Annotated in this window: 19 protein-coding genes; 7 read left to right on the top strand and 12 right to left on the bottom strand. The window is 66.2% G+C overall.

The annotated features are described in order from the left end of the window. Positions 1-53 precede the first annotated feature (53 nt). Positions 54-1109: an ABC transporter substrate-binding protein gene (locus tag C8C94_RS09275; RefSeq protein WP_121420521.1), complete on the top strand. Its 1056-nt coding sequence runs from the start codon at positions 54-56 to the stop codon at positions 1107-1109. Between the two features lie 201 nt (positions 1110-1310). Then, complete coding sequence (locus C8C94_RS09270) at positions 1311-1463, top strand: DUF3096 domain-containing protein (RefSeq protein WP_082437438.1); 153 nt, start codon at positions 1311-1313, stop codon at positions 1461-1463. A gap of 51 nt (positions 1464-1514) precedes the next feature. On the opposite strand, the gene C8C94_RS09265 is transcribed toward C8C94_RS09270, so the two are convergent. Next, positions 1515-3035 carry a transglycosylase SLT domain-containing protein gene (locus tag C8C94_RS09265; protein WP_121420520.1) on the bottom strand — a complete coding sequence of 507 codons (1521 nt, stop codon included), beginning with the start codon at positions 3033-3035 and terminating at the stop codon, positions 1515-1517. Next, positions 3032-3808 (bottom strand): hydroxyacylglutathione hydrolase, encoded by a 777-nt coding sequence (gene gloB / locus C8C94_RS09260; protein ID WP_121420519.1) that lies wholly within the window; start codon positions 3806-3808, stop codon positions 3032-3034. The genes C8C94_RS09265 and gloB overlap by 4 nt, the downstream gene beginning before the upstream one ends. On the opposite strand from gloB, the gene C8C94_RS09255 reads away from it, so the two are divergent. From C8C94_RS09255 to C8C94_RS09240, 4 genes are all read left to right on the top strand, one after another. After that, entirely contained in the window at positions 3807-4676 is an 870-nt protein-coding gene (locus C8C94_RS09255) for a class I SAM-dependent methyltransferase (RefSeq protein ID WP_233559237.1), read from the top strand. The genes gloB and C8C94_RS09255 overlap by 2 nt on opposite strands. After that, positions 4673-5122: a ribonuclease HI gene (gene rnhA, locus C8C94_RS09250; protein ID WP_055398194.1), complete on the top strand. Its 450-nt coding sequence runs from the start codon at positions 4673-4675 to the stop codon at positions 5120-5122. Before C8C94_RS09255 ends, rnhA begins: the two co-directional genes overlap by 4 nt. Positions 5123-5325: 203 nt before the next feature. Next, on the top strand, positions 5326-6780 hold the full coding sequence (locus tag C8C94_RS09245; RefSeq protein ID WP_121420517.1) for an efflux RND transporter periplasmic adaptor subunit: 1455 nt from the start codon (positions 5326-5328) through the stop codon (positions 6778-6780). Between the two features lie 22 nt (positions 6781-6802). After that, positions 6803-9961, top strand: coding sequence for an efflux RND transporter permease subunit (locus C8C94_RS09240; RefSeq protein ID WP_121420516.1), 3159 nt, complete (start codon positions 6803-6805; stop codon positions 9959-9961). A gap of 85 nt (positions 9962-10046) precedes the next feature. On the opposite strand, the gene C8C94_RS09235 is transcribed toward C8C94_RS09240, so the two are convergent. The 5 genes from C8C94_RS09235 to moaA form a co-directional block, all read right to left on the bottom strand. Continuing rightward, on the bottom strand, positions 10047-10379 hold the full coding sequence (locus tag C8C94_RS09235; RefSeq protein ID WP_121420515.1) for a thioredoxin family protein: 333 nt from the start codon (positions 10377-10379) through the stop codon (positions 10047-10049). 162 nt (positions 10380-10541) lie between these two features. Beyond that, complete coding sequence (locus tag C8C94_RS09230) at positions 10542-11900, bottom strand: molybdopterin molybdotransferase MoeA (RefSeq protein WP_121420514.1); 1359 nt, start codon at positions 11898-11900, stop codon at positions 10542-10544. A gap of 19 nt (positions 11901-11919) precedes the next feature. After that, entirely contained in the window at positions 11920-12465 is a 546-nt protein-coding gene (locus tag C8C94_RS09225; RefSeq protein ID WP_121420513.1) for a GNAT family N-acetyltransferase, read from the bottom strand. A gap of 15 nt (positions 12466-12480) precedes the next feature. After that, complete coding sequence (mobA, locus tag C8C94_RS09220) at positions 12481-13119, bottom strand: molybdenum cofactor guanylyltransferase MobA (protein WP_121420512.1); 639 nt, start codon at positions 13117-13119, stop codon at positions 12481-12483. An 88-nt stretch (positions 13120-13207) separates the two neighbouring features. Further along, entirely contained in the window at positions 13208-14347 is a 1140-nt protein-coding gene (moaA, locus tag C8C94_RS09215) for a GTP 3',8-cyclase MoaA (protein WP_121420511.1), read from the bottom strand. Between the two features lie 169 nt (positions 14348-14516). Here moaA and C8C94_RS09210 point away from each other — a divergent pair, with 169 nt between their 5' ends. After that, a complete protein-coding gene (locus C8C94_RS09210; protein ID WP_121420510.1) occupies positions 14517-15368 on the top strand; it encodes a type IV pili methyl-accepting chemotaxis transducer N-terminal domain-containing protein in 852 nt (283 codons plus the stop codon). A gap of 28 nt (positions 15369-15396) precedes the next feature. On the opposite strand, the gene C8C94_RS09205 is transcribed toward C8C94_RS09210, so the two are convergent. From C8C94_RS09205 to C8C94_RS09190, 5 genes are all read right to left on the bottom strand, one after another. Continuing rightward, a complete protein-coding gene (locus C8C94_RS09205) occupies positions 15397-16077 on the bottom strand; it encodes a hypothetical protein (protein WP_233573438.1) in 681 nt (226 codons plus the stop codon). Next, the gene (locus tag C8C94_RS09200; RefSeq protein ID WP_121420509.1) at positions 16074-17078 is read right to left on the bottom strand and encodes a hypothetical protein; all 1005 of its coding nucleotides are present in this window, start codon (positions 17076-17078) and stop codon (positions 16074-16076) included. Before C8C94_RS09200 ends, C8C94_RS09205 begins: the two co-directional genes overlap by 4 nt. Positions 17079-17195: 117 nt before the next feature. Beyond that, positions 17196-17321: a hypothetical protein gene (locus C8C94_RS25970; protein ID WP_255424236.1), complete on the bottom strand. Its 126-nt coding sequence runs from the start codon at positions 17319-17321 to the stop codon at positions 17196-17198. Between the two features lie 116 nt (positions 17322-17437). Next, entirely contained in the window at positions 17438-18199 is a 762-nt protein-coding gene (locus C8C94_RS09195; RefSeq protein ID WP_121420508.1) for an SDR family oxidoreductase, read from the bottom strand. A 65-nt stretch (positions 18200-18264) separates the two neighbouring features. Further along, positions 18265-18873 carry a DUF2889 domain-containing protein gene (locus C8C94_RS09190; RefSeq protein ID WP_121420507.1) on the bottom strand — a complete coding sequence of 203 codons (609 nt, stop codon included), beginning with the start codon at positions 18871-18873 and terminating at the stop codon, positions 18265-18267. Positions 18874-18918: the final 45 nt, after the last annotated feature.

Raw genomic sequence — 18918 nt, 5'->3', positions numbered from 1 at the left:
GCACGATTGTTGCAATGCAGCATTGCTGTTTCCACTGATATTCACGAATTTTCATGACCCGCCCCTTGCTCACCCGCCGCGCCTTTGGCGCCGTCTCCGCCCTGTCGGCGGCGGGGGTGTTTGCGCCTGCCATTGTGCGGGCGCAGGCAGAGGGTGCAGCAGCGCTGGGCAACGTCACAATTGCCGTGGGCGGACAGGGCGTGCTCTACCACCTGCCGCTGGCGCTGGCCGACCAGCTGGGCTACTTCAAGGCGGAAGGTCTGGACGTGACGGTGCGCGATTTTTCGGCCGGCGCCCTGGCCCTGCAGGCGGTGCAGGAGGGGGGAGCCGATGTCTGTGCCGGAGCCTTCGAGCACACCATTCGGCAGCAGGTGCGTGGCCAGTCCTTCCGCTCGCTGGTGGTGATGGGGCGTGCGCCTCAACTGGCGCTGGGGGTTTCGCAACGCTCGCTGCCTGCGTACAAGGATCATGCGGATCTGCATGGACGGCGCATTGGCGTGTCATCGGTGGGGTCGTCTACGCACCTGGCGGCCAGCCTGGTGCTGGCCCGAGCGGGCATAGGGCCGCGTGACGTGGCGTTTGTGGGCGTGGGATCTGGCTTGGCCGCGATGAATGCGCTGCGTTCCGGACAGGTGCATGCGCTGTGCCATGCCGACCCGATCATGACGCTGCTGGAGCAAAAGGCAGACACACGCATTGTGGGCGACATGCGCTCACTCAAGGCCGCGCAGGAGATGTTTGGCGGCGTCCTGCCAGCCAGCTGCCTTTATGCGCCGCAGCCCTTCCTGCAAAAACATGCCGCCCAGGCCCAGGCACTGGCCAACGGTATCGTGCATGCCCTCAAATGGCTGCAGACCGCTGCCCCGGCCGACCTTGTCAAGGCGGTGCCTCCGGGCTACCTGATGGGAGACCGGGGGCTGTACCTGGCGGCCTTCAGCCGGGTGCGCGAGACCTATTCGACCCACGGGATGATGCCCGACGATGGCGCAGCGACGGCCTTGCGCGTGCTCTCGCGCGTGCACCCCGAGTTGGCGGATTTCAAGGTGGAGCTGGCACGCACCTACACCAACGATTTCGTGCGCAAGGCGCGGCAGAAATTCAACGTCTGAGCTTGCGCGCCGGATACCCGCTGGGCCACTTTAGGGGTAACCGCATGGGAGCGGTGGCAGTGCAGGACCCAGATTGATCAGTGGATGCCGCGCGCTGTCGCAATGCGTCGGCATCCGGGTCGGGAAGATGGCTTACATTCGTCGGCGTTCGGTTTGCCGTAGCCTCGGCCTACCAGTCATCTACCTCACCAGGATTGCTCCATGTCTTTTACCCTCAGCATCGGCCCGCTTGTCTCTTTGATCGCGGGCATTCTCATCCTCGTCATGCCCCGTCTGCTCAGCACCATCGTGGCGCTGTACCTCATCATCATGGGCATTCTGGGGCTGCTGGGCATGCACTCGCTGAAGTTCTGAGGCGCCTGGTGACGCCTTCTTGCGCGCTGCCCGCGGCGTTTCAATGGCGTTTTAGCGGCGCTTGACCTTGGAGGGGGTTCCCCCTCGGCGTACAGGCGCAGCAGCCGAGCGCTTGCCAGAACCGGAGCGGGCCACCGTTCCACGCGCCTGCGTGGCCTGTCGCACGGGCAGGTATACGACCACCTGCTCGCCGAGCTTGAAGGCCGCACTGGCGCGCACGTCGTTCCAGTCGGCCACGCTGGCAGCGCTGAGCTTGTAGCGCCGGGCAATGCTGGCCACGGTTTCACCCTTGCGGGCTCGCACCGTGGTGCGGCGGGTCACGATCTCTGGCGAGAAAGCGACCTGGCCGTTGTCTGCCAGGTGCGAGGAGACGTCCTGCCGGATGGCGGATGAACGCGGGACCATCAACGCCGAGCCTGCCTTGATCAGCATGCGGGGAGGAATGTTGTTGATGCTGCGCAGGTCGTTCTCGCTCATGCCTGCCCGCTGCGCGGCTTCCGAGACCGTCATGGTGGAGGGCACGGACCACACGGTCCAGCTTGCATACTGACCCTCGCGGCGCGCTTCAAGGTTGCGCTGGAACACCTTGGCGTTGTCCCAGGGCAGCAGGATTTGTGGCGTACCGGCAGCGAGAATGACAGGCTTGTTGAACGACGGGTTCAGCGCGCGGAAATCTTCCTCGCGAATGCCTGCCAGCGTGGCCACCAGCGCAACGTCGATGTCGTGGGTGATGTCCACCGTCTGGAAATAGGGGTGGTTTTCGATGAGGGGCAGCTCGGTGCGGAAGGCCTCGGGGTTGGCTACGATGTTCTTCACGGCCTGCAGTTTGGGCACATACATGCGGGTTTCTGCCGGCATGTTCAGGTCGGTGTAGCTGGTGCCCAGCCCCTGCTTCTGGTTGCGGGCAATGGCCCGGCCTACGCTGCCTTCGCCCCAGTTGTAGGCGGCCAGGGCCAGGTGCCAGTCGCCAAACATGCCGTAGAGCTTTTGCAGGTAGTCGAGTGCAGCGCGCGTGGAGGCGAGCACATCGCGGCGGTCGTCGCGGAAGGCGTTCTGCTTGAGGTCGAAATAGTTGCCGGTGGCGGGCATGAACTGCCACATGCCGGCCGCCTTGGCGCTGGACACAGCCTGCGGGTTGAACGCGCTTTCGATGTAGGGCAGCAGCGCCAGCTCGGTGGGCATGCCGCGTCGCTCCAGCTCTTCAACGATATGGAAAAGGTACTTGCTGGAGCGCTCGGTCATGCGCTGCATGTAGTCGGGCCGCGTGGCGTACCACTGCTCGCGGTCCTGCACCAGTTCGTGCTGCAGGTCGGGCATGGCAAAGCCTCGGCGGATGCGGTCCCACAGGTCGGCGGGGGCCGAGAGCGATGCGACCTCGCCGCTGGAGGCCTGCGCGGCAGTGATGGGCCTGAGCGGGCCGTTGGGGATGACGGGGGTGTGGGCGGTCCGGGGTGGTGCACCGGTGGGTGTGGAGGGTGCGCTGTCAGCCGCGCTGTCCTGCGAAGGCCCGGTGGTGGCGCAGCCCGTGAGCCAGAGCGCGCACGCCAGGCAGGCGATGTGCAAAATTTTCATCGAAACTCGTTTTTCCATTGACGCAGTGCGGCCAGTACCGCCACGGCATCGTCTTGATTCACCTTTGCGTCGTAGCCATGGGCCGCCTGGGCCACTGCAGGCTGTCGCACGCGCAGGAAGGGGTTGATGTCTTGCTCCAGGGCCATGCGCGACGGCAGTGTGGGCAGGTGGCGGGCCCGCAGTGCTTCACATTGGCTGCTGTAGTGGAGCAAGGCCGCATTGCCGGGTTCCACGGCCCGCGCAAATTTCAGGTTGGAGAGGGTGTACTCATGGGTGCAGCATACGCGGGTGTTGCCGGGCAACGCCGCCAGCTGGTCCAGGGAGTTCAGCATTTGGGCGGGCGTGCCTTCAAACAGCCGGCCACAGCCGCCCGAAAAAAGCGTGTCGCCGCAGAACAGCAGGGGCTCCCCGTCGATGTCGGGGCAGTAGTAGGCAATGTGGCCAGCGGTATGGCCAGGCACATCCATGACTTCGAACCGAAGTCCCATGGTTTCCACGGCATCACCGTGCGCCAGGCGGTGCAGCGGCTCGGGGATTTTCTCGCGTGCGGGGCCGTAGACCACGGCGCCGGTGGCGCTGCGCACGGCATCCACACCGCCGACATGATCGGCATGGTGGTGCGTGACTAGAATGGCCTTCAACTGCACGCCAAGGTGCTGCAGGGCCTGCAGCACAGGCGCGGAATCTCCCGGGTCCACAACGATCGCCTGGCGGCCGTCGTGCAGCATCCAGATGTAGTTGTCGGTAAAGGCGGGCAGCGGCAGCAAGTTCATGAGCGATCAAATTATAGGTTTGCACCACTGGTTCGATTCCCCGCCGGGCCGGTACCTGCTGGCGTGGGAGCAGGCGCGCTTCGATGAGGCGGTGGCCGATATCTTTGGCTACCACAGCCTGCAGCTTGGAATGCCCTTGCTGGATGGCCTTCGCACCAACCGCATGCCGCACCAATGGCTGGCGCTGGGGCAGGAGGCTGTGCGGGGTTCCATCGCCTTTCTGGAGACCGGTAATGGCGATGCCCCCCTGCAGCGCCGCGCGGTGGATCTGCTGACAGAGCCCGTGGCCTTGCCGTTTGCGGCGGCGAGCCTCGATCTGCTGGTGCTGCCCCATACCCTGGAGTTGAGCATTGACCCCCACGCCGCCCTGCGTGAAGTGGAGCGCGTGCTCGTGCCCGAGGGCCGGGTGGTCATCAGCGGGCTGAACCCGACCAGCCTGTGGGGGCTGCGCCAGTGGCGTGCCCGCATGATCCAGCGTCTGGGCGGGGGCACTCTATACCTGCCGGATGTGGGCGAGTTCATTGGCTACCGGCGCTTGCGCGACTGGCTCAGGCTTTTGAGTTTTGAGGTCGAGTCGGCCCAGTTTGGCTGTTATCGTCCGGCGGTGCGCAGCACCCAGTGGCTGGAGCGTTTTGGCTTCATGGACCCGTTGGGCGAGCGGTGGTGGCCTATTTTTGGCGCGGCCTATTTTCTGGTGGCGGTCAAGCGGGTTCACGGCATGCGTTTGCTGGAGCCCGCCTGGCGGTCCAGCCGACAGCGTGCCGCCTCCACAGTGCCCATTGCCAACCGGGCAGGCCCGGCGGGTGCAACGGGCAGCACCTCGCGCATATTCACAGACAGCGACGACCGAGACAGGAACACAGTTTGAACCAGGTAGAGATATACACAGATGGCGCCTGCAAAGGCAACCCCGGCCCTGGGGGATGGGGTGCATGGTTGCGTTCGGGATCGACAGAAAAAGAGCTTTTTGGGGGTGAGCTGGGCACCACCAACAACCGCATGGAGCTGATGGCCGTGATCGAGGCGCTGTCGGCCTTGAAGCGCCCCTGCGCCGTGACGCTGTACCTCGACAGCGAATATGTACGCAAGGGCATCACCGAGTGGATTCACGGCTGGAAGGCGAAGGGATGGCGCACGGCCTCCAAGCAGCCGGTCAAGAACGTGGAGCTGTGGCAGCGGCTGGACGCGCTGGTGAGCACGGCTGGCCACCGTATCGAATGGCGCTGGGTGAAAGGGCACTCGGGCGATCCAGGCAACGAGCGGGCCGATGCACTGGCCAACCGGGGTGTCGAAAAAGCCCTGGGGCGTGGGTGACGGTGGGCGTATATCGGTGCGCAGCGTCTGTGCACCACGGCATCAGAAGCCCCCTCCGGCGCTTTTTTTGTCTCTGCAGCATGTAAAGCCTGCGTAAATCTGCCGCAATTGCCCTTGTGGGTATGCCAAGGTTTGCTGCAGCGCAAGACACGCACTGATACATTGTTTGGCTGCCTTCCCCACATCACCCGCTTCATTGATCCATGGCGTCCAAGAACAAATACATCGTTTTCGCTGTCATCGGCATCGCTGCCGCGTCGGGCGCAGCCTGGTGGCTTCAGAAACCGGCCCAGTCCGTGCGCAGCGAGGCGCCTGCCGAGGGCAGGGGTAGCGCCGCGCCGGCTGGTGCGGCGGCCAAGGGTGGGGGCGCAGGCCGCCCCGTGGCGGTAGAGGCCGTGGCTGTGCGGCAGATGGCCTTGCGCGACGATGCCGAGGCCGTGGGCAGTCTGCGGTCGCGCCAGAGCGTGGTGCTGCGCCCCGAGGTGAGCGGTCGCATCACGGCGCTCAACTTTCGCGACGGCGAGCGCGTGCGGCGCGGGCAGGTGCTGGTGCAGTTTGACGACCAGTTGCCCCGCGCTCAGGTCCAGCAGAGCCAGGCCGAGCTGTCCATCGCCCAGGCCAACCACAAGCGCAATCAGGAACTGGTGGCCCAGGGCTTCATCAGCCAGCGTTCGGTCGATGAAAGTGCCGCCAACCTCGAAGTGGCGCGGGCCAAATTGTCCTTGGCGCAGGCCACGGCCTCGCGCCTGAAGATCGTGGCGCCGTTTGACGGCATCGCCGGTATTCGCGGGGTGAACGTGGGCGACTACCTCAAGGACGGTGCAGACATCGTCAATGTCGAAGACCTGGATGTGGTGTATGTGGACTTCCGCTTGCCCGAGCGTTTGCAGAGCAAGGTCCGCACGGGCCAGACCGCCCAGGTGGCGTTCGACGCCTTGCCCGGCGTGCGCTACAGCGCCGTGGTGCAGGCCATCAACCCCCAGATTGACGCCGATGGCCGCTCGGTGGTGGTGCGCGGCTGCATTGACAACCGGCGTCTGCAGCTGCGCCCCGGCATGTTTGCGCGCGTGACGGCCGTGTTTTCAGAGCGCAGCGATGCCCGGGTGATCCCCGAGGAAGCCATCGTGCCCGACGGCAGCAGCCCGTATGTGTTCAAGATTGTGGATGGCAAGGAGCCTGGCAGCCGCGTGGCGCGGCGCACACCCGTCAAGCTGGGTGCGCGCACCCCCGGGTTTGTGGAAGTGGTGGATGGTCTGGCCATGGGAGATGTGGTGGTGACCGCAGGCCAGCAGCGCATCCAAAAGGATGGCACCCCAGTGCGTGTGGTGGAACTGGGCAAGCCAGGCAAGCAGAGCAATGGCGGTGCGCCATCACCAGCGCGCGCAGCCGCCTCGGCCGGGGCGGCAGGTGCAGACCGTGCTGCAGGTGCCGTGGCACCAACCGATGCACCAGCGCCCACCGGGGCTGGCAGCGCCAGCAGCCCCCGGGCAGCGGCGCAGCCGATGGCAACCGCACCCGTTGCCAATGCTGCTACCGCCGCCGCTGCCACTGCAGCATCGGCCAATGCCGTAGTGGCGCCGTTGCCCGGCCCCAACCCTTGCCAGCTTGCGGGCAGGCCCGGCCGCGCACCACAAGGCAGCCCACGCCATCCTGCGTGATCGATGAAGTTCCAGGACTGCCATGCAACTCGCTGAAATATCGATACGCCGACCGGTCTTTGCGACCGTGCTCTCGCTGCTGGTGCTGCTGATCGGCGCCGTGAGCTTCACGCGCCTGTCGGTGCGCGAATACCCCAAGATCGACGAACCCGTGGTCACCGTCAGCGTGCGTTATGCGGGCGCGTCGGCCGAGGTGATCGAATCCCAGGTCACCAAGCCGCTCGAAGACTCCATTGCGGGCATTGACGCGGTGGACGTCATCACCTCCATCAGCCGGGCCGAGCAAAGCCAGATCAGCGTGCGCTTTCGCCTCGAAAAAGACGCCGACAACGCCGCCGCCGAGGTGCGCGACCGCACCGCGCGGGTGCGCAACCGCCTGCCCGATGCTGTGGATGAGCCCGTGATCGCCAAGGTGGAGGCCGATGCCTCGCCCGTGATGTGGCTGGCTTTCAGCAGCGAGACACGCACACCGCTGGAGATCAACGACCTCATCAACCGCATCGTCAAGCCGCGGCTGCAGACGGTGACCGGTGTGGCCGATGTGCCCATCTACGGCGAGCGGAAATACGCCATGCGCGTGTGGCTGGACCCCGAGCGTTTGGCGGGCTACCGCCTGACCACGCAGGACGTGGAAGACGCCATCCGCCGCAACAACCTGGAGCTGCCCGCAGGTCGCATCGAGTCGCAGCAGCGCGAGTTCAGCGTCACCTCGCAGACCGACCTGGCCACGCCGTCGCAGTTTTCCGAGGTGGTGATCCGCACCGTGAACGGCTTCCCGGTCCGTATCCGCGACGTCGCGCGGGTGGAAGAGGGCGCCGCCAGCGACCGCAGCCGCGTGCGCCTGAACGGGCGCGAAGCCATTTCCGTGGGCGTGATCCGCCAGGCCACCGCGAACCCGCTGGAGCTGTCGCAGGGCGTGCGCGCCATGCTGCCCACGCTCAAGGCCGACCTGCCACCGGACATCGGCATCGACATTGCCAACGACAACTCGCTGTTCATCGACCGGTCCATCAAAAGCGTCTACACCACCATTGCCGAGGCCGTGGTGCTGGTGGCCCTGGTGATCTTTGTCTTCTTGCGTACCTTCCGCGCGTCCATCATTCCCATCATCACCATCCCGGTGAGCCTGGTGGGCAGTTTTGCGCTGATGTCGCTGGCGGGTTTTTCGATCAACACCCTCACGTTGCTGGCGCTGGTGCTGGCCATCGGCCTGGTGGTGGACGATGCCATCGTGATGCTGGAGAACATCTACCGCCACATCGAGGAAGGGCTGGACCCGTTCTCAGCCGCCATCAAGGGCGCGCGCGAAATCGGCTTTGCCATCGTGGCCATGACGCTCACGCTGGTGGCGGTGTATGCCCCGCTGGCCTTTACCCCGGGCCGCACGGGCCGGTTGTTTGTGGAATTCGCATTGGCCTTGGCGGGCGCGGTGGTGGTGTCCGGCTTCGTGGCGCTGACGCTGTCACCCATGATGTGTTCGCTACTGCTCAAGCACAACCCGAAGCCCAACTGGTTCGACCGCTCGATGGAGCGCTGGCTCACGTCTCTGTCAGACGCTTATGGCCGCCTTTTGCGATGGCTGGTGACGGCCCGCTGGTCGTCCAAGGGCAGCGAGCGCGGGGGCGTGCGCGGCGCCATCTTCCAGGCCCGCTGGATCGTGCTGGCGGTGATGGCGGTGAGTGGTGCGGCGCTGGTGGTGGTGTACCCCAGCATGCGGCAAGAGCTTTCGCCGCTGGAAGACCGGGGCACCATCCTGGCCAGCGTCACTGCCCCCGACGGCGCCACGCTGGACTACACCAACCGCTACGCACTGGAGCTGGAAAAGATCGGCCAGGACTACCCCGAGTTCGACCGCATCTTCGCCAACATCGGCAACCCCACCGTGGCCCAGGGCAGCGTGATTTACCGCACTGTGGATTGGGAGAAGCGTGACCGCACCACGCTGGAGCTGGCGCGCGAACTGCAGCCCAAGGTGTCGGGCTTGCCTGGCGTCAACGCCTTTCTCATCACGCCGCCGTCGCTGGGTCAGGGCTTTCGCTCGCGTCCGCTCACCTACGTGATCCAGACCTCGGACAGCTACGAAAACCTCAACGCCGTCACCAACGCCTTCATGGCCGAGATCGCACAGAACCCCGGCATCGTCGGCCCTGACGTGGACCTGCGGCTGAACAAGCCCGAGCTGCGCATCGAAGTCAACCGCGAACGCGCCGCCGACCTGGGCGTGAGCGTGGATGTGGTGGCCAAGGCCATCGAGACCATGTTGGGAGGGCGCACAGTGACGCGCTACAAGCGCGATGCCGAGCAGTACGACGTGATCGTGCAGACCGAGGCCAGGGGCCGCACCACGCCCGAGAACATCGACACCATCTACGTGCGTGGCCGCAACGAAGCCATGATCCCGCTGTCCAGCCTGGTCAACGTGCGCGAAAGCGTGAGCCCGCGCGAGCTGAACCACTTTGGTCAGCGCCGCTCGGCCACCATCACGGCCAACCTGTCGCCTGACTACTCGCTGGGCGAGGCGCTGAGCTTCATGGACGCCACGGCGGCGAAAGTGCTCAAGCCCGGCTACACCACCGAACTCAACGGCACCTCGCGCGAGTTCAAGAGCTCGCAGGGGGCGCTGGGCATCGTCTTCGTACTGGCTTTGGTCTTTATCTTCCTGGTGCTGGCCGCGCAGTTCGAGAGTTTCATCGACCCGCTGGTCATCATGGTCTCGGTGCCGCTGTCGATGATTGGTGCGCTGCTGGCGCTCAAGTGGAGCGGCGGCTCGCTCAACGTGTATTCGCAGATCGGGCTGATCACGCTGGTGGGGCTCATCACCAAACACGGTATCTTGATCGTGGAGTTCACCAACCAGCTGCGTGAGCAGGGCATGGAGATGGTGGATGCGCTCGTCAAGGCCTCGGCCCAGCGCCTGCGCCCCATCCTGATGACCACCGGCGCCATGGTGCTGGGAGCCATCCCGCTCGCGCTGGCTTCAGGCGCTGGCGCCGAGACGCGCACGCAGATCGGCTGGGTGATTGTGGGAGGCATGTCGCTGGGCACGCTGCTCACGATCTTTGTGGTGCCCACCATGTACACCCTGTTTGCACGCAAGGCAGTGCCGGGGGCGAACACGGCCGTGGCTGCCGAGGAGCCTGAGCATCCGCTGCACCCGCCGCACGATTACGTGGCCAAGTAGCCATGCGGAGCCCCAACGGCGGAGCGTTGCGACCCAATAAGAAGCCCCGATGGGGCTTCTTCCTATTCGGAGTCGGACGCGTGCCTCATGCAGGTGCCGAGACGGTGTTTACGGCGTCCAGAACGTCTTGCTGCCCCTGAGGCCGCACCAGGCGAGCGACCTCCTTGCCGTCCTTCAAGAACACCAGCGTGGGCCACAGCTTGACGCCGAAGGTGCGACCCAGGCGCTGGCCGGGGCCATCTTCCACCTTGATGTGCGCTACGTCTGCGCGGTCCTTCAGCGCTTGTTCGATCAGTGGCTGCGCGCGGTGGCAGTGGCCGCACCAGGGGGTGCCAAATTCCACAACGGCGGCGCCTGTCAGGCGGTCCACCTCGTCACGGGATGGGGGTTGCGCAAGGTGCTGGGCGGTGTAGGGCATAGGCGCAAGATTTCCAAACGGGTGCAAATGAAAAGAGCCATTGTGCTGTGCTTCGCCCGCGCGGGGTGCCACGGGCGCGGCTCCTGTGAGAGATGCTTAGCAAGGGCCGCCCCGCAGTGAAGGCCGTCCCCCTGGGGGGAAGGTGCAAAGCGACTCAGGGGGTCAAATAACGCCGTCAAACACCATCACATCCACCGTGTCGCCCACGGCCACGTTGCCCTGGCCGTGATGCAGCACGATGAGTCCGTTGGCCTGCACCATCGAGCGGAGCACACCCGAGCCCTGGTTGCCCGTAGTGCGCACCTGCAGCGTGCCGTCGGCTGCGGTGGTCACGGTGCCGCGCTGGTATTCGGTGCGGCCCGGCTTTTTGCGCATGGCTTCGGTGCTGATGGCGCGCAGCAGCGGCGGGGCGGATTGTGTGCTGCCCATCATGCGCAGCAGGGCGGGACGCACAAAGGCGAGAAAGGTCACCATCACGGCCACGGGGTTGCCGGGCAGGCCGAACAGTACCGCGCCGCTGTGGGGTGGTTTGTTATCATTTTGATAGCTTCTGGCGCTTGATGGATAAGCGCTAGAGGCCAATTTGGCTTGATTTTCTGGGGCGGAAATGCTCCCCACCGCCATGGGGCGGCCCGGGCGCATGGCAATGCGCCAGAAGGCCACGTCGCCCAGCTTTTTCATCATGGTGCGCGTGCGGTCGGCCTCGCCCACGCTCACGCCGCCGCTGGTGATGATGGCGTCCGCGCGCTGCGCTGCGTCGCGAAAGGCCGCCTCCAGCAGTGCGGGTTCGTCGCGCACCACGCCCAGGTCGATCACCTCCACGCCCAGCCGCGTGAGCAGGCCGAACACGGTGTAGCGGTTGCTGTCGTACACGGCGCCTTCGCGGGGTGGCTCGCCGAGGCTCAGGATCTCGTCGCCGGTCGAGAAATACGCCACGCGCAGGCGGCGGTACACCGTGACGGTGGGCAGGCCCAGGCTGGCGACCAGGCCCAGCGCAGCAGGCGCCAGCAGCGTGCCCTTGGCCAGCGCCACGCTACCCTCCATCAGGTCTTCGCCCTTGAAGCGGCGGTTGTCGCCGGTCTTGAGCACATCGGCCGCGATGGTGATATGGCCTTCAGCTGCGGCGGCTGTGGTGAACTCCTGCGGCACCACGGTATCGAGGCCCGTGGGCATGATGGCGCCGGTCATGATCTTGACGCACTCGCCCGCCGCCACGGTGCCCACCCAGGCCTTGCCCGCCAGCGCCGTGCCCACCACGCGCAGCGTGAGAGGCTGGCCTGCGACCAGTTGGTCGCCCGCAAACGCATAGCCGTCCATGGCCGAGTTGTCGTGTGGTGGCACGCTGATGGGTGAAATCACGTCCTGCGCCAGCACGCGTCCCAGGGCGCTGAAGAGGGGCAAGTCTTCGGTGGCGCTCACGGGCTCGACCAGCCGTTCCAGAAACGTGTTCACGTCAGCGGCGCTCAGGGCCTGCGGGTCATAGCCTTGCAGTTCGGCGGCAATCTGGGCAATGGTTTTCATGGGTCTCAGTAACTTTCAATCAGTCGTGCAGCACGCGCACCATGTGCAGCTTGTCAAAGCCCACGCCGTCCACCACGATGGCGTGGGGCAGCAGGCCCCAGGCGTGGAACCCGGCCTGCTCGTACAGGCGCACGACATGCGTGTTGGAGGCCGTGACCGTCAGCACCAGCTGGGTCAGCCCGGGCACGCGGCTGGCGACCTCTACGCAGGCGGCTACCAGCTGCTGGCCGATGCCCTGGCGCTGGGCTTGTGGCGCAACCATCATGCCTACCAGCGTGGCGAGGTGCCGCTGCTTGGTGCGCTGCTCGCGCTCACAGCCCAGGCAGCCGACCAGCTGGCCTGCGGCATCGAAGGCGCCGAGGAAGAACTGACCCGACTCCGGCGCGCCAAAACGCGCCACGTACTCGCTGGCATCGCGGCCCACCGAGGATTCGTAGTCGGACGTGAACGCATCCGGCGCGGTGCGCAAAGCCTCGTCGCGAAGGGCTTTGTAGGCCACAGCGTCCGATGCGACCAACGGGCGGATTAACACTGCACGGGCGACCGCAGGCGTGTGCGCGTTCATCGCAGCGGTGTGTGATCAGGCCTGCGGTGCGCTCGCGCTTTCCAGCGCGTGCAGCTCAGCCAGCGTGTTGGCGTTGAAAAAGGCCTTGGGGTCGTCGCCGGGCTGGTCAAACGGCACGATGGCGCAGCGGTGCTGTGCCGTCCATGCATCAATCTTGCGGCCACCGGCCTGGGTGAAGGCGACCAGGCTTTCGAGCAGGTCCACGCGCAGCAGGCAGAACACCGGCTGGGTGCGCACGGTGGTGCGGCCCGTGCCATCCTCCTCGGGCGCTGCGGCCATGGCGATGTCGGCGTCCTGGGCGTCAGCCGCAGCCGCCAGGCGCTGGGCCAGGTCCAGGGGGAACAGCGGGGTGTCGCAGGGCACTGTCAGCAGCCAGGGCGTTTCGCAACGCTCCAGTCCTGTCAAAAAACCCGCTAGCGGCCCGGCATAGTCGCTCAGCACGTCGGGCCACACCGGTGCGCCGAAGGCTTCGTAGGCGGCCAGATTGCGATTGGCGTTGACCATGGTGGCGCCGGTCTGCATCTGCAGTCGCATCAGGGTGTGCAGGGCCAGGGGCAGGCCCCGAAAGTTCTGCAGGCCTTTGTCGACGCCGCCCATGCGGGAGCCACGGCCACCGGCGAGGACCAGGCCGGTGATGTCTTGGGTTTGGGTCATATGGTTTTTTGAGAGGGTCTGAATAGCGTTGCGTTGGATGGCGAGATTGCTATGCCATCGCCCCACGGTGTGGGGCTAGATGCGCAGGCTACCCTCCGATGTAGCTCATCTCCACCCGCCGCGCGCCGCCCGGTGTGGTATCCGCCGGCAGGCTGCTGCGCAGCTCGGAGTAGCGGTCAGCGCGCTGCTGCCAGATGGGCGCGATGGCCGAGGCAATCGCCTCGTCGCTGGCGCCGCCGCGCAGCAGGGTTCGCAGGTCGTAGCCCTCGGAGGCAAACAGGCACAGGTAGAGCTTGCCTTCGGTAGACAGGCGCGCGCGGTTGCAGTCGTGGCAAAACGCCTGGGTCACGCTGCTGATCACGCCCACTTCGCCCAGGGCGGGGTCATATTGGCCTGCGGCATTGGCATAGCCCCAGCGCTCGGCGGTTTCGCCGGGGCTGCTCGGGTCAAGCTGGACCAGCGGCAGCTCGGCGCGCAGGCGGTTGATCAGCTCGGCCGAGGGCAGCACTTCGTCCATGCGCCAGCCGTTGGTGGCGCCCACGTCCATGTATTCGATGAAACGCAGCGTGGTGCCCGTGCCCCTGAAGTGGCGGGCCATGGGCAAAATTTCGTGGTCGTTGGTGCCGCGCTTGACCACCATGTTGACCTTGATGTGCGACAGCCCGGCGGCGTGCGCCGCTTCGATGCCCGCCAGCACGTCGCTCACCGGAAAGTCCACATCGTTCATGCGGCGAAACACGGCGTCGTCCAGGCCGTCGAGGCTCACGGTCACGCGGTTCAGGCCCGCGTCTTTCAGCGCTTTGGCCTTGCGCGCCAGCAGCGATCCGTTGGTGGTCAGCGTGAGGTCGGGCGCCAGCCCGTCCACCGTGCGCAGCTGGGCCAGTTGCGCCACCAGCGCTTCCAGGTTCTTGCGCAGCAGGGGCTCGCCACCGGTCAGGCGGATCTTGCGCACACCATGCGCGAGGAATAGGCGCGCCAGCCGTGTGATCTCTTCAAAGCTCAGCAAGGCGCCGTGGGGCAGGTAGGGGTAGTCCTTGTCGAACACTTCCTTGGGCATGCAGTAGTTGCAGCGGAAGTTGCAGCGGTCCGTCACGCTGATGCGCAGGTCACGCAGCGGGCGGCCCCGGGTGTCAGTGAGCAGGCCGGTGGGGGCCACGGGGTGTGTGGGCACCCGCGCCGCCAGAGCGGCGATGCGTTGGTCCACCAGAGGAATCACACGTTCGGCCATGGCGTGATTTTGCCGCAAGGGGGCCTGCAGAGGGGGCAAGCCCCTGCGCGCGGAGTTGATCGCGGTCAAGTTTTGCCCAGGCGCTGGTATGGCCCGCCTTTGACATGGCGCAGGGCGTTCTGGTTGCTGCGTTGCAACAATCTGCCCATTCGATTTCAAGGGGATTCCCATGTTGACGCGCGAATTTTCTGCCGATGCCACGCCATGCCAGCGCCGTGTGGCCCTTCAGTGGGTGGCGGCGGGTGTTCTGCTGCCCACCTGGGCAACTTGGGCGACAGGAGCCCAGGCGCAGATGGGGTTGTCGGGGGCCATCAACTATGCGGGCTGGTTTCGCGCACTGTCGCAGCGCATGGCCAAGGCCTATTGCCAGCAGTACCTGCAGGTGCTGCCTGCTGCGGCGGTGGATGTGATGGGTTTGGCGCGCAAGATGGTGCAGACGGGCAGCGGCGAACTGGCCCGAGGCATGCAGTCGGGCCAGTGGCCTGCAGAAGTCGGGCGGCAGCTGGCAGAAGTGCAAAAGCAGTTTGCCCTGCTCAACCAGATGACTTCGGCGCCCGCCACCACCACGGCCCTGGTAGCGGCGGCATCGGAACAGGCCGATCGAACGCTGCTCATTGCGCAGGCCGTGACCGAGGCCATCGAAAAAATGGCACAGGCCCCCAGTGCCCGCCTGGTGAACCTGGCGGGCCGCCAGCGCATGCTGTCGCAGCGCCTGGCCAAGAACTACTTTTTGAGTGCTGCCAAGGTGGATTCCAAGGTGGTGCAGGCGCAGCTGGCGTCCGATGCGGCGGACTTCCGCCAGGCCTTGCAGACATTGAAGGCGGCGCCCGTGTCCACATCGTCCATCCGCAACGAGCTGGAGTTGGCCGACTCACAGTGGCTGTTTTTTGAATCCGCGCTGCGCCGCCCGGCCGATGACGCAGGGCTGAACGCCGTGGCCACCACCAGCGAACGCCTGCTGGGGGTGATGGACAAGCTCACCGGCCTGTACGACGCTGCCCTGCGCGAGGTGCTGGGCTGAGAGGCCGGGAACGGCCGGGGTCACCCGATCAGCCGTCCCAGGCCGCATGCTGCATGAAGTCCGCCAGGCGGCAATCGCGCCCCACCAGCACCAGCCGGGTGTCCAGCGCGTTGAAAAACCCGGGGGGTGGTGGAAGCGGCAGCTGCTGGACGCGTTTGTGGGTGTCGATGCGCGCCGCTGCCAGTTCGTAGTCGCGTGCCAGGGCCATCCACAGGCCATGGGCACCTGCAGATTGGCGTGCGCCCGTCATGAGGCTGCGGCCCGAGTCCAGCCACCACCTGTAGATGGCTGATGCAATGCCCACGCGGCGGTAGCCGTCCACCACCTTGGTGTGGGGCGCACGCAGGTGGCGGTCGGTGCGGCGGTCCACCTCGACCAGCCGGTTGAACACGGTGTAGGCCACGATGCGGTTGCGCTGCGGGTCGATGGCATACACAAAGTATTCGCCGTCGGCCTCGCGCAGGCGAAACACCAGCCCATGCAGATGCAAGGGCAACGGCTGCATCGCATCGCGCGTGCGGTGGTTGGTGCGGATGCGGTCGTACAGCGCCTCGAACTCGCGCTGGATGTCGCGGCCCGACAGATCCACGTCGATGCGCAGTTCGGTCAGCCGCTGGGCCCACCGGCCCAGCAAGCCCTGGCCGGGCCACGTATTGGCGATGAAGGTGGCGTCGCGTGGGTCGCACAGGCTGCAGGCGATGGCCATCATGGCGTGTTCCCCTGGCCATCGGTCCAGCAGCCGCTCAGCAGGCGTGCAGGCTGTTCGCGGGCGCACACCTGGGCGCTGTGGGGCCAGTCGGGCAGCGGCACCACCAGGCCTGCGTATACGCCGTAGGCCTCACCCGCCGCAATGGTTTCGCCCGCCCACAGGCTCTCGCCCGCACGGATGGCCCCTCCGGCGTGAATGTGCCCACCGGCCCGCACACCCCAGCCCGCTTGCAGGTGGCCCTTGCAGTCCACGTCGCCCGTTACCCACACGCCCCGGGCAGCCTGCACGGCAGCATCGGTTTGCAAGTGGCCACCCACCTTGATGCCGCCGTCGCAACCCAGGTCGCCTACCACCCGCAGATCCTGGGTCACCCGGCAGTGGCCACCGACGTGGGCGGCAGCCCCGCAGTCCAGCTCGCCGCCCACACGCAGGCTGCCTGTGCACTGCAGTCGCTGCGCCACTGTCAGCGACCAGCCCACGCGCGCATCGCCGTGCAGCCGCGCGCTGCCCTCGCAGCGCACCGCGCCCGCCACGCGCAGGTCTTCGCCCACGCGCAGCGCGCCGCCCACCCGCAGGCCGCCCAGCACGCTCAGGCTGCGGCCCGTGCGCAGCACACCCTCCACGTCGGCATGGCCCCGGCAGCGCACACTGCCCGCAAACACCAGCGCGTCGGCCTCCAGGTGGTCCACCTCCAGCACATCGTTGGTGGGGCCGAACTGGTCCAGCATCCAGCAGGCGTCTTCCACGCGGCCTTCACGCACCAGGTCGTCCAGCAGCGCCTGGTAGTTGCTGGCGCCCTCCTGGCGGCGCAGGTACCAGCGGTAGCCGTCGGCGCAGGGCTGCTTGGCACGGATGAAGTGGCGGGTGATGTCGGCAGTGGCGGCGGCTGCGTGGGCCACGGCCTGGTCGGCAGAACCGTCGCGCGCGAGCGCAGCGGTAGCAAGTGGGTGCGCGGGTGCGCGCGGGGCGAGCGAAATCTCGCCCGAAGGGAACGGGGGCATGGACACTCCTGACGTCCGCGCCCCGGCCGTGGCCAAGGCGCAAGCTGGCGCTGGGCGTGGGGCCCGGCGACAGGAGGTGCGCGAAAAGAATGCGGAGGGGAGGGGGTGTCGCCGGGCTCAGGAATCTGCAGCGAGGGTGCAGACTTGGCGGTCACCGGCCTGGAGCGTGGCCTGCGAGCGCGCGGCACGGCGCAGCGGCGCTGTGGCGCTGGCGGTCGTGGCGGTGGAGTGGCTCGCAAACATCGGCGGCACTATAGGCAGCGGTTTCAAGACCGTCAAATCAATCCGCACTGCCTTGGTGCGGATTGGGCGCGCGCGCAAACGCAAATGATGGTGGCTTGCGAGCGCGCTCGGGGCCTTTACACGCAGCGTCCGCCATCCACCTCGATGCACACGCCGCTGATGAACGACGCCTCGTCGCTGGCCAGGTACAGCGCCGCATTCGCCACGTCCAGCGCGGTGGAGAAGCGCCCCAGCGGAATGGTGGCCAGAAACTTGGCACGGCGCGCATCGTCCACCGGGCCGCCCGCAAACTCGGCGGCCAGTCCGGTGTCGGGGTTGAACACGGGGTTGATGCAGTTCACGCGGATGTTGTCCGGGCCGAGCTCGGCCGCCATGGACTTGCTGGTGATGATGACGGCACCCTTGGAGCCGTTGTACCAGGTCAGACCTGGGCGCGGGCGCAGTCCGGCGGTGGAGGCGATGTTGATGATGCTGCCGCCACCGGCCTGGCGCAGTGCGGGCACGGCGTGGATGGCCGACAGGTAGATGCTCTTCATGTTGATGGCATAGACCTTGTCGAACTCGTCCTCGCTTACTTCGAGCATGGGGCGGTTGCGGTGTGTCCAGCCTGCGTTGTTCACCACCACGTCCAGGCGGCCGTACAGGCGCACGGCCTCGTCGACCATCGCCTTCACTTCGGCGGACTTCGTCACGTCGGCCTTGAAGAACGCGGCGGTGCCGCCGGCGGCCGTGATCTCAGCCACCACGCGCTGGCCACCGGCTTCATTGATGTCGTTGACGATGACCTTGCCGCCCTCTGCGGCCAGGCGTTTGGCGATGCCTTCGCCGATGCCGTTGCCAGCGCCGGTGACGATGATGGATTTGTTCGAAACGCGCATGGGATGGCTCCTTGAATTATTCAAAATTGATAGCTAATGACGCTTGACTGTCAAGCGGTAGAGGCTTATTTGGCTGATATTTCTGCAGTGGAATCTGTGGCTGTGGCTTGCTCCGCCAGCTTGGCGGCCTGTGGCGCACGGCTGTAGAACTGGGGGAAAAACTCTTTCACGCCCTGACCGTTGAAGTCCCATCCCGTGCACTGGCCCAGGTGGCGCGGAGGCTCGGCGGGATCGCTGGACGAAAACACCGCAGGCACTGACTGGAACGCCGCCGTGGCCAGATTGAACAGCAGCTCGCGCAGGTGCGTGCAGCTTTCCACGCCGCCCAGATGCTTCTGGATGGCTTGGCGCCAGCCGCGCGCCATGCTGCAGCCCACCATGCGCTGCAGCGCGGCCTGGGCCTCGGTGCAGCCCTTGAGCGGGTGCGAGTCCATGGACACGTCCATCGCCTGCACCACCAGCTGGCGGTTCACGGTCACGCGCAGCCACATGTGGTGGATGGCCTCACCCGCCAGGCGCTGCTTGGTGGGATCGCGAAAGGAGGTGGCGTCGTAGGCCTTGCTGTCGTGCAGCTCGCCTTCAATGTCCCACAGGCCATCGTCGCGTTCAAAGCCCTGGTAGTTGACCCGGCGGACATGCTTCAGGGTGCGGGGGGCGGGGGGACTCAGGGGCATGGAAAAAGAAAAATCGTCGTGCAGAAGCGGCCAAGGTTACTGGGG

It is taken from the genome of Acidovorax sp. 94, from assembly GCF_003634645.1.
In the GTDB taxonomy this organism is placed as follows: domain Bacteria; phylum Pseudomonadota; class Gammaproteobacteria; order Burkholderiales; family Burkholderiaceae_C; genus Acidovorax; species Acidovorax facilis.
Note: the sequence above shows the minus strand (reverse complement) of the source record. Positions and strands in the feature narration are given on the sequence as shown.

Coding starts and splice junctions, on each gene's coding strand:
- C8C94_RS09195 (WP_121420508.1), bottom strand. CDS start 18,199: ATGCGCGTTTCGAACAAATCCATCATCGTCACCGGCGCTGGCAACGGC.
- moaA (WP_121420511.1), bottom strand. CDS start 14,347: ATGGCCGAACGTGTGATTCCTCTGGTGGACCAACGCATCGCCGCTCTG.
- mobA (WP_121420512.1), bottom strand. CDS start 13,119: ATGACCCAAACCCAAGACATCACCGGCCTGGTCCTCGCCGGTGGCCGT.
- C8C94_RS09240 (WP_121420516.1), top strand. CDS start 6,803: ATGCAACTCGCTGAAATATCGATACGCCGACCGGTCTTTGCGACCGTG.
- C8C94_RS09255 (WP_233559237.1), top strand. CDS start 3,807: ATGAGCGATCAAATTATAGGTTTGCACCACTGGTTCGATTCCCCGCCG.
- C8C94_RS09230 (WP_121420514.1), bottom strand. CDS start 11,900: ATGAAAACCATTGCCCAGATTGCCGCCGAACTGCAAGGCTATGACCCG.
- C8C94_RS09275 (WP_121420521.1), top strand. CDS start 54: ATGACCCGCCCCTTGCTCACCCGCCGCGCCTTTGGCGCCGTCTCCGCC.
- C8C94_RS09235 (WP_121420515.1), bottom strand. CDS start 10,379: ATGCCCTACACCGCCCAGCACCTTGCGCAACCCCCATCCCGTGACGAG.
- C8C94_RS09200 (WP_121420509.1), bottom strand. CDS start 17,078: ATGCCCCCGTTCCCTTCGGGCGAGATTTCGCTCGCCCCGCGCGCACCC.
- C8C94_RS09190 (WP_121420507.1), bottom strand. CDS start 18,873: ATGCCCCTGAGTCCCCCCGCCCCCCGCACCCTGAAGCATGTCCGCCGG.
- C8C94_RS09245 (WP_121420517.1), top strand. CDS start 5,326: ATGGCGTCCAAGAACAAATACATCGTTTTCGCTGTCATCGGCATCGCT.
- C8C94_RS09270 (WP_082437438.1), top strand. CDS start 1,311: ATGTCTTTTACCCTCAGCATCGGCCCGCTTGTCTCTTTGATCGCGGGC.
- C8C94_RS25970 (WP_255424236.1), bottom strand. CDS start 17,321: ATGTTTGCGAGCCACTCCACCGCCACGACCGCCAGCGCCACAGCGCCG.
- gloB (WP_121420519.1), bottom strand. CDS start 3,808: ATGAACTTGCTGCCGCTGCCCGCCTTTACCGACAACTACATCTGGATG.
- C8C94_RS09225 (WP_121420513.1), bottom strand. CDS start 12,465: ATGAACGCGCACACGCCTGCGGTCGCCCGTGCAGTGTTAATCCGCCCG.
- C8C94_RS09265 (WP_121420520.1), bottom strand. CDS start 3,035: ATGAAAATTTTGCACATCGCCTGCCTGGCGTGCGCGCTCTGGCTCACG.
- C8C94_RS09210 (WP_121420510.1), top strand. CDS start 14,517: ATGTTGACGCGCGAATTTTCTGCCGATGCCACGCCATGCCAGCGCCGT.
- C8C94_RS09205 (WP_233573438.1), bottom strand. CDS start 16,077: ATGATGGCCATCGCCTGCAGCCTGTGCGACCCACGCGACGCCACCTTC.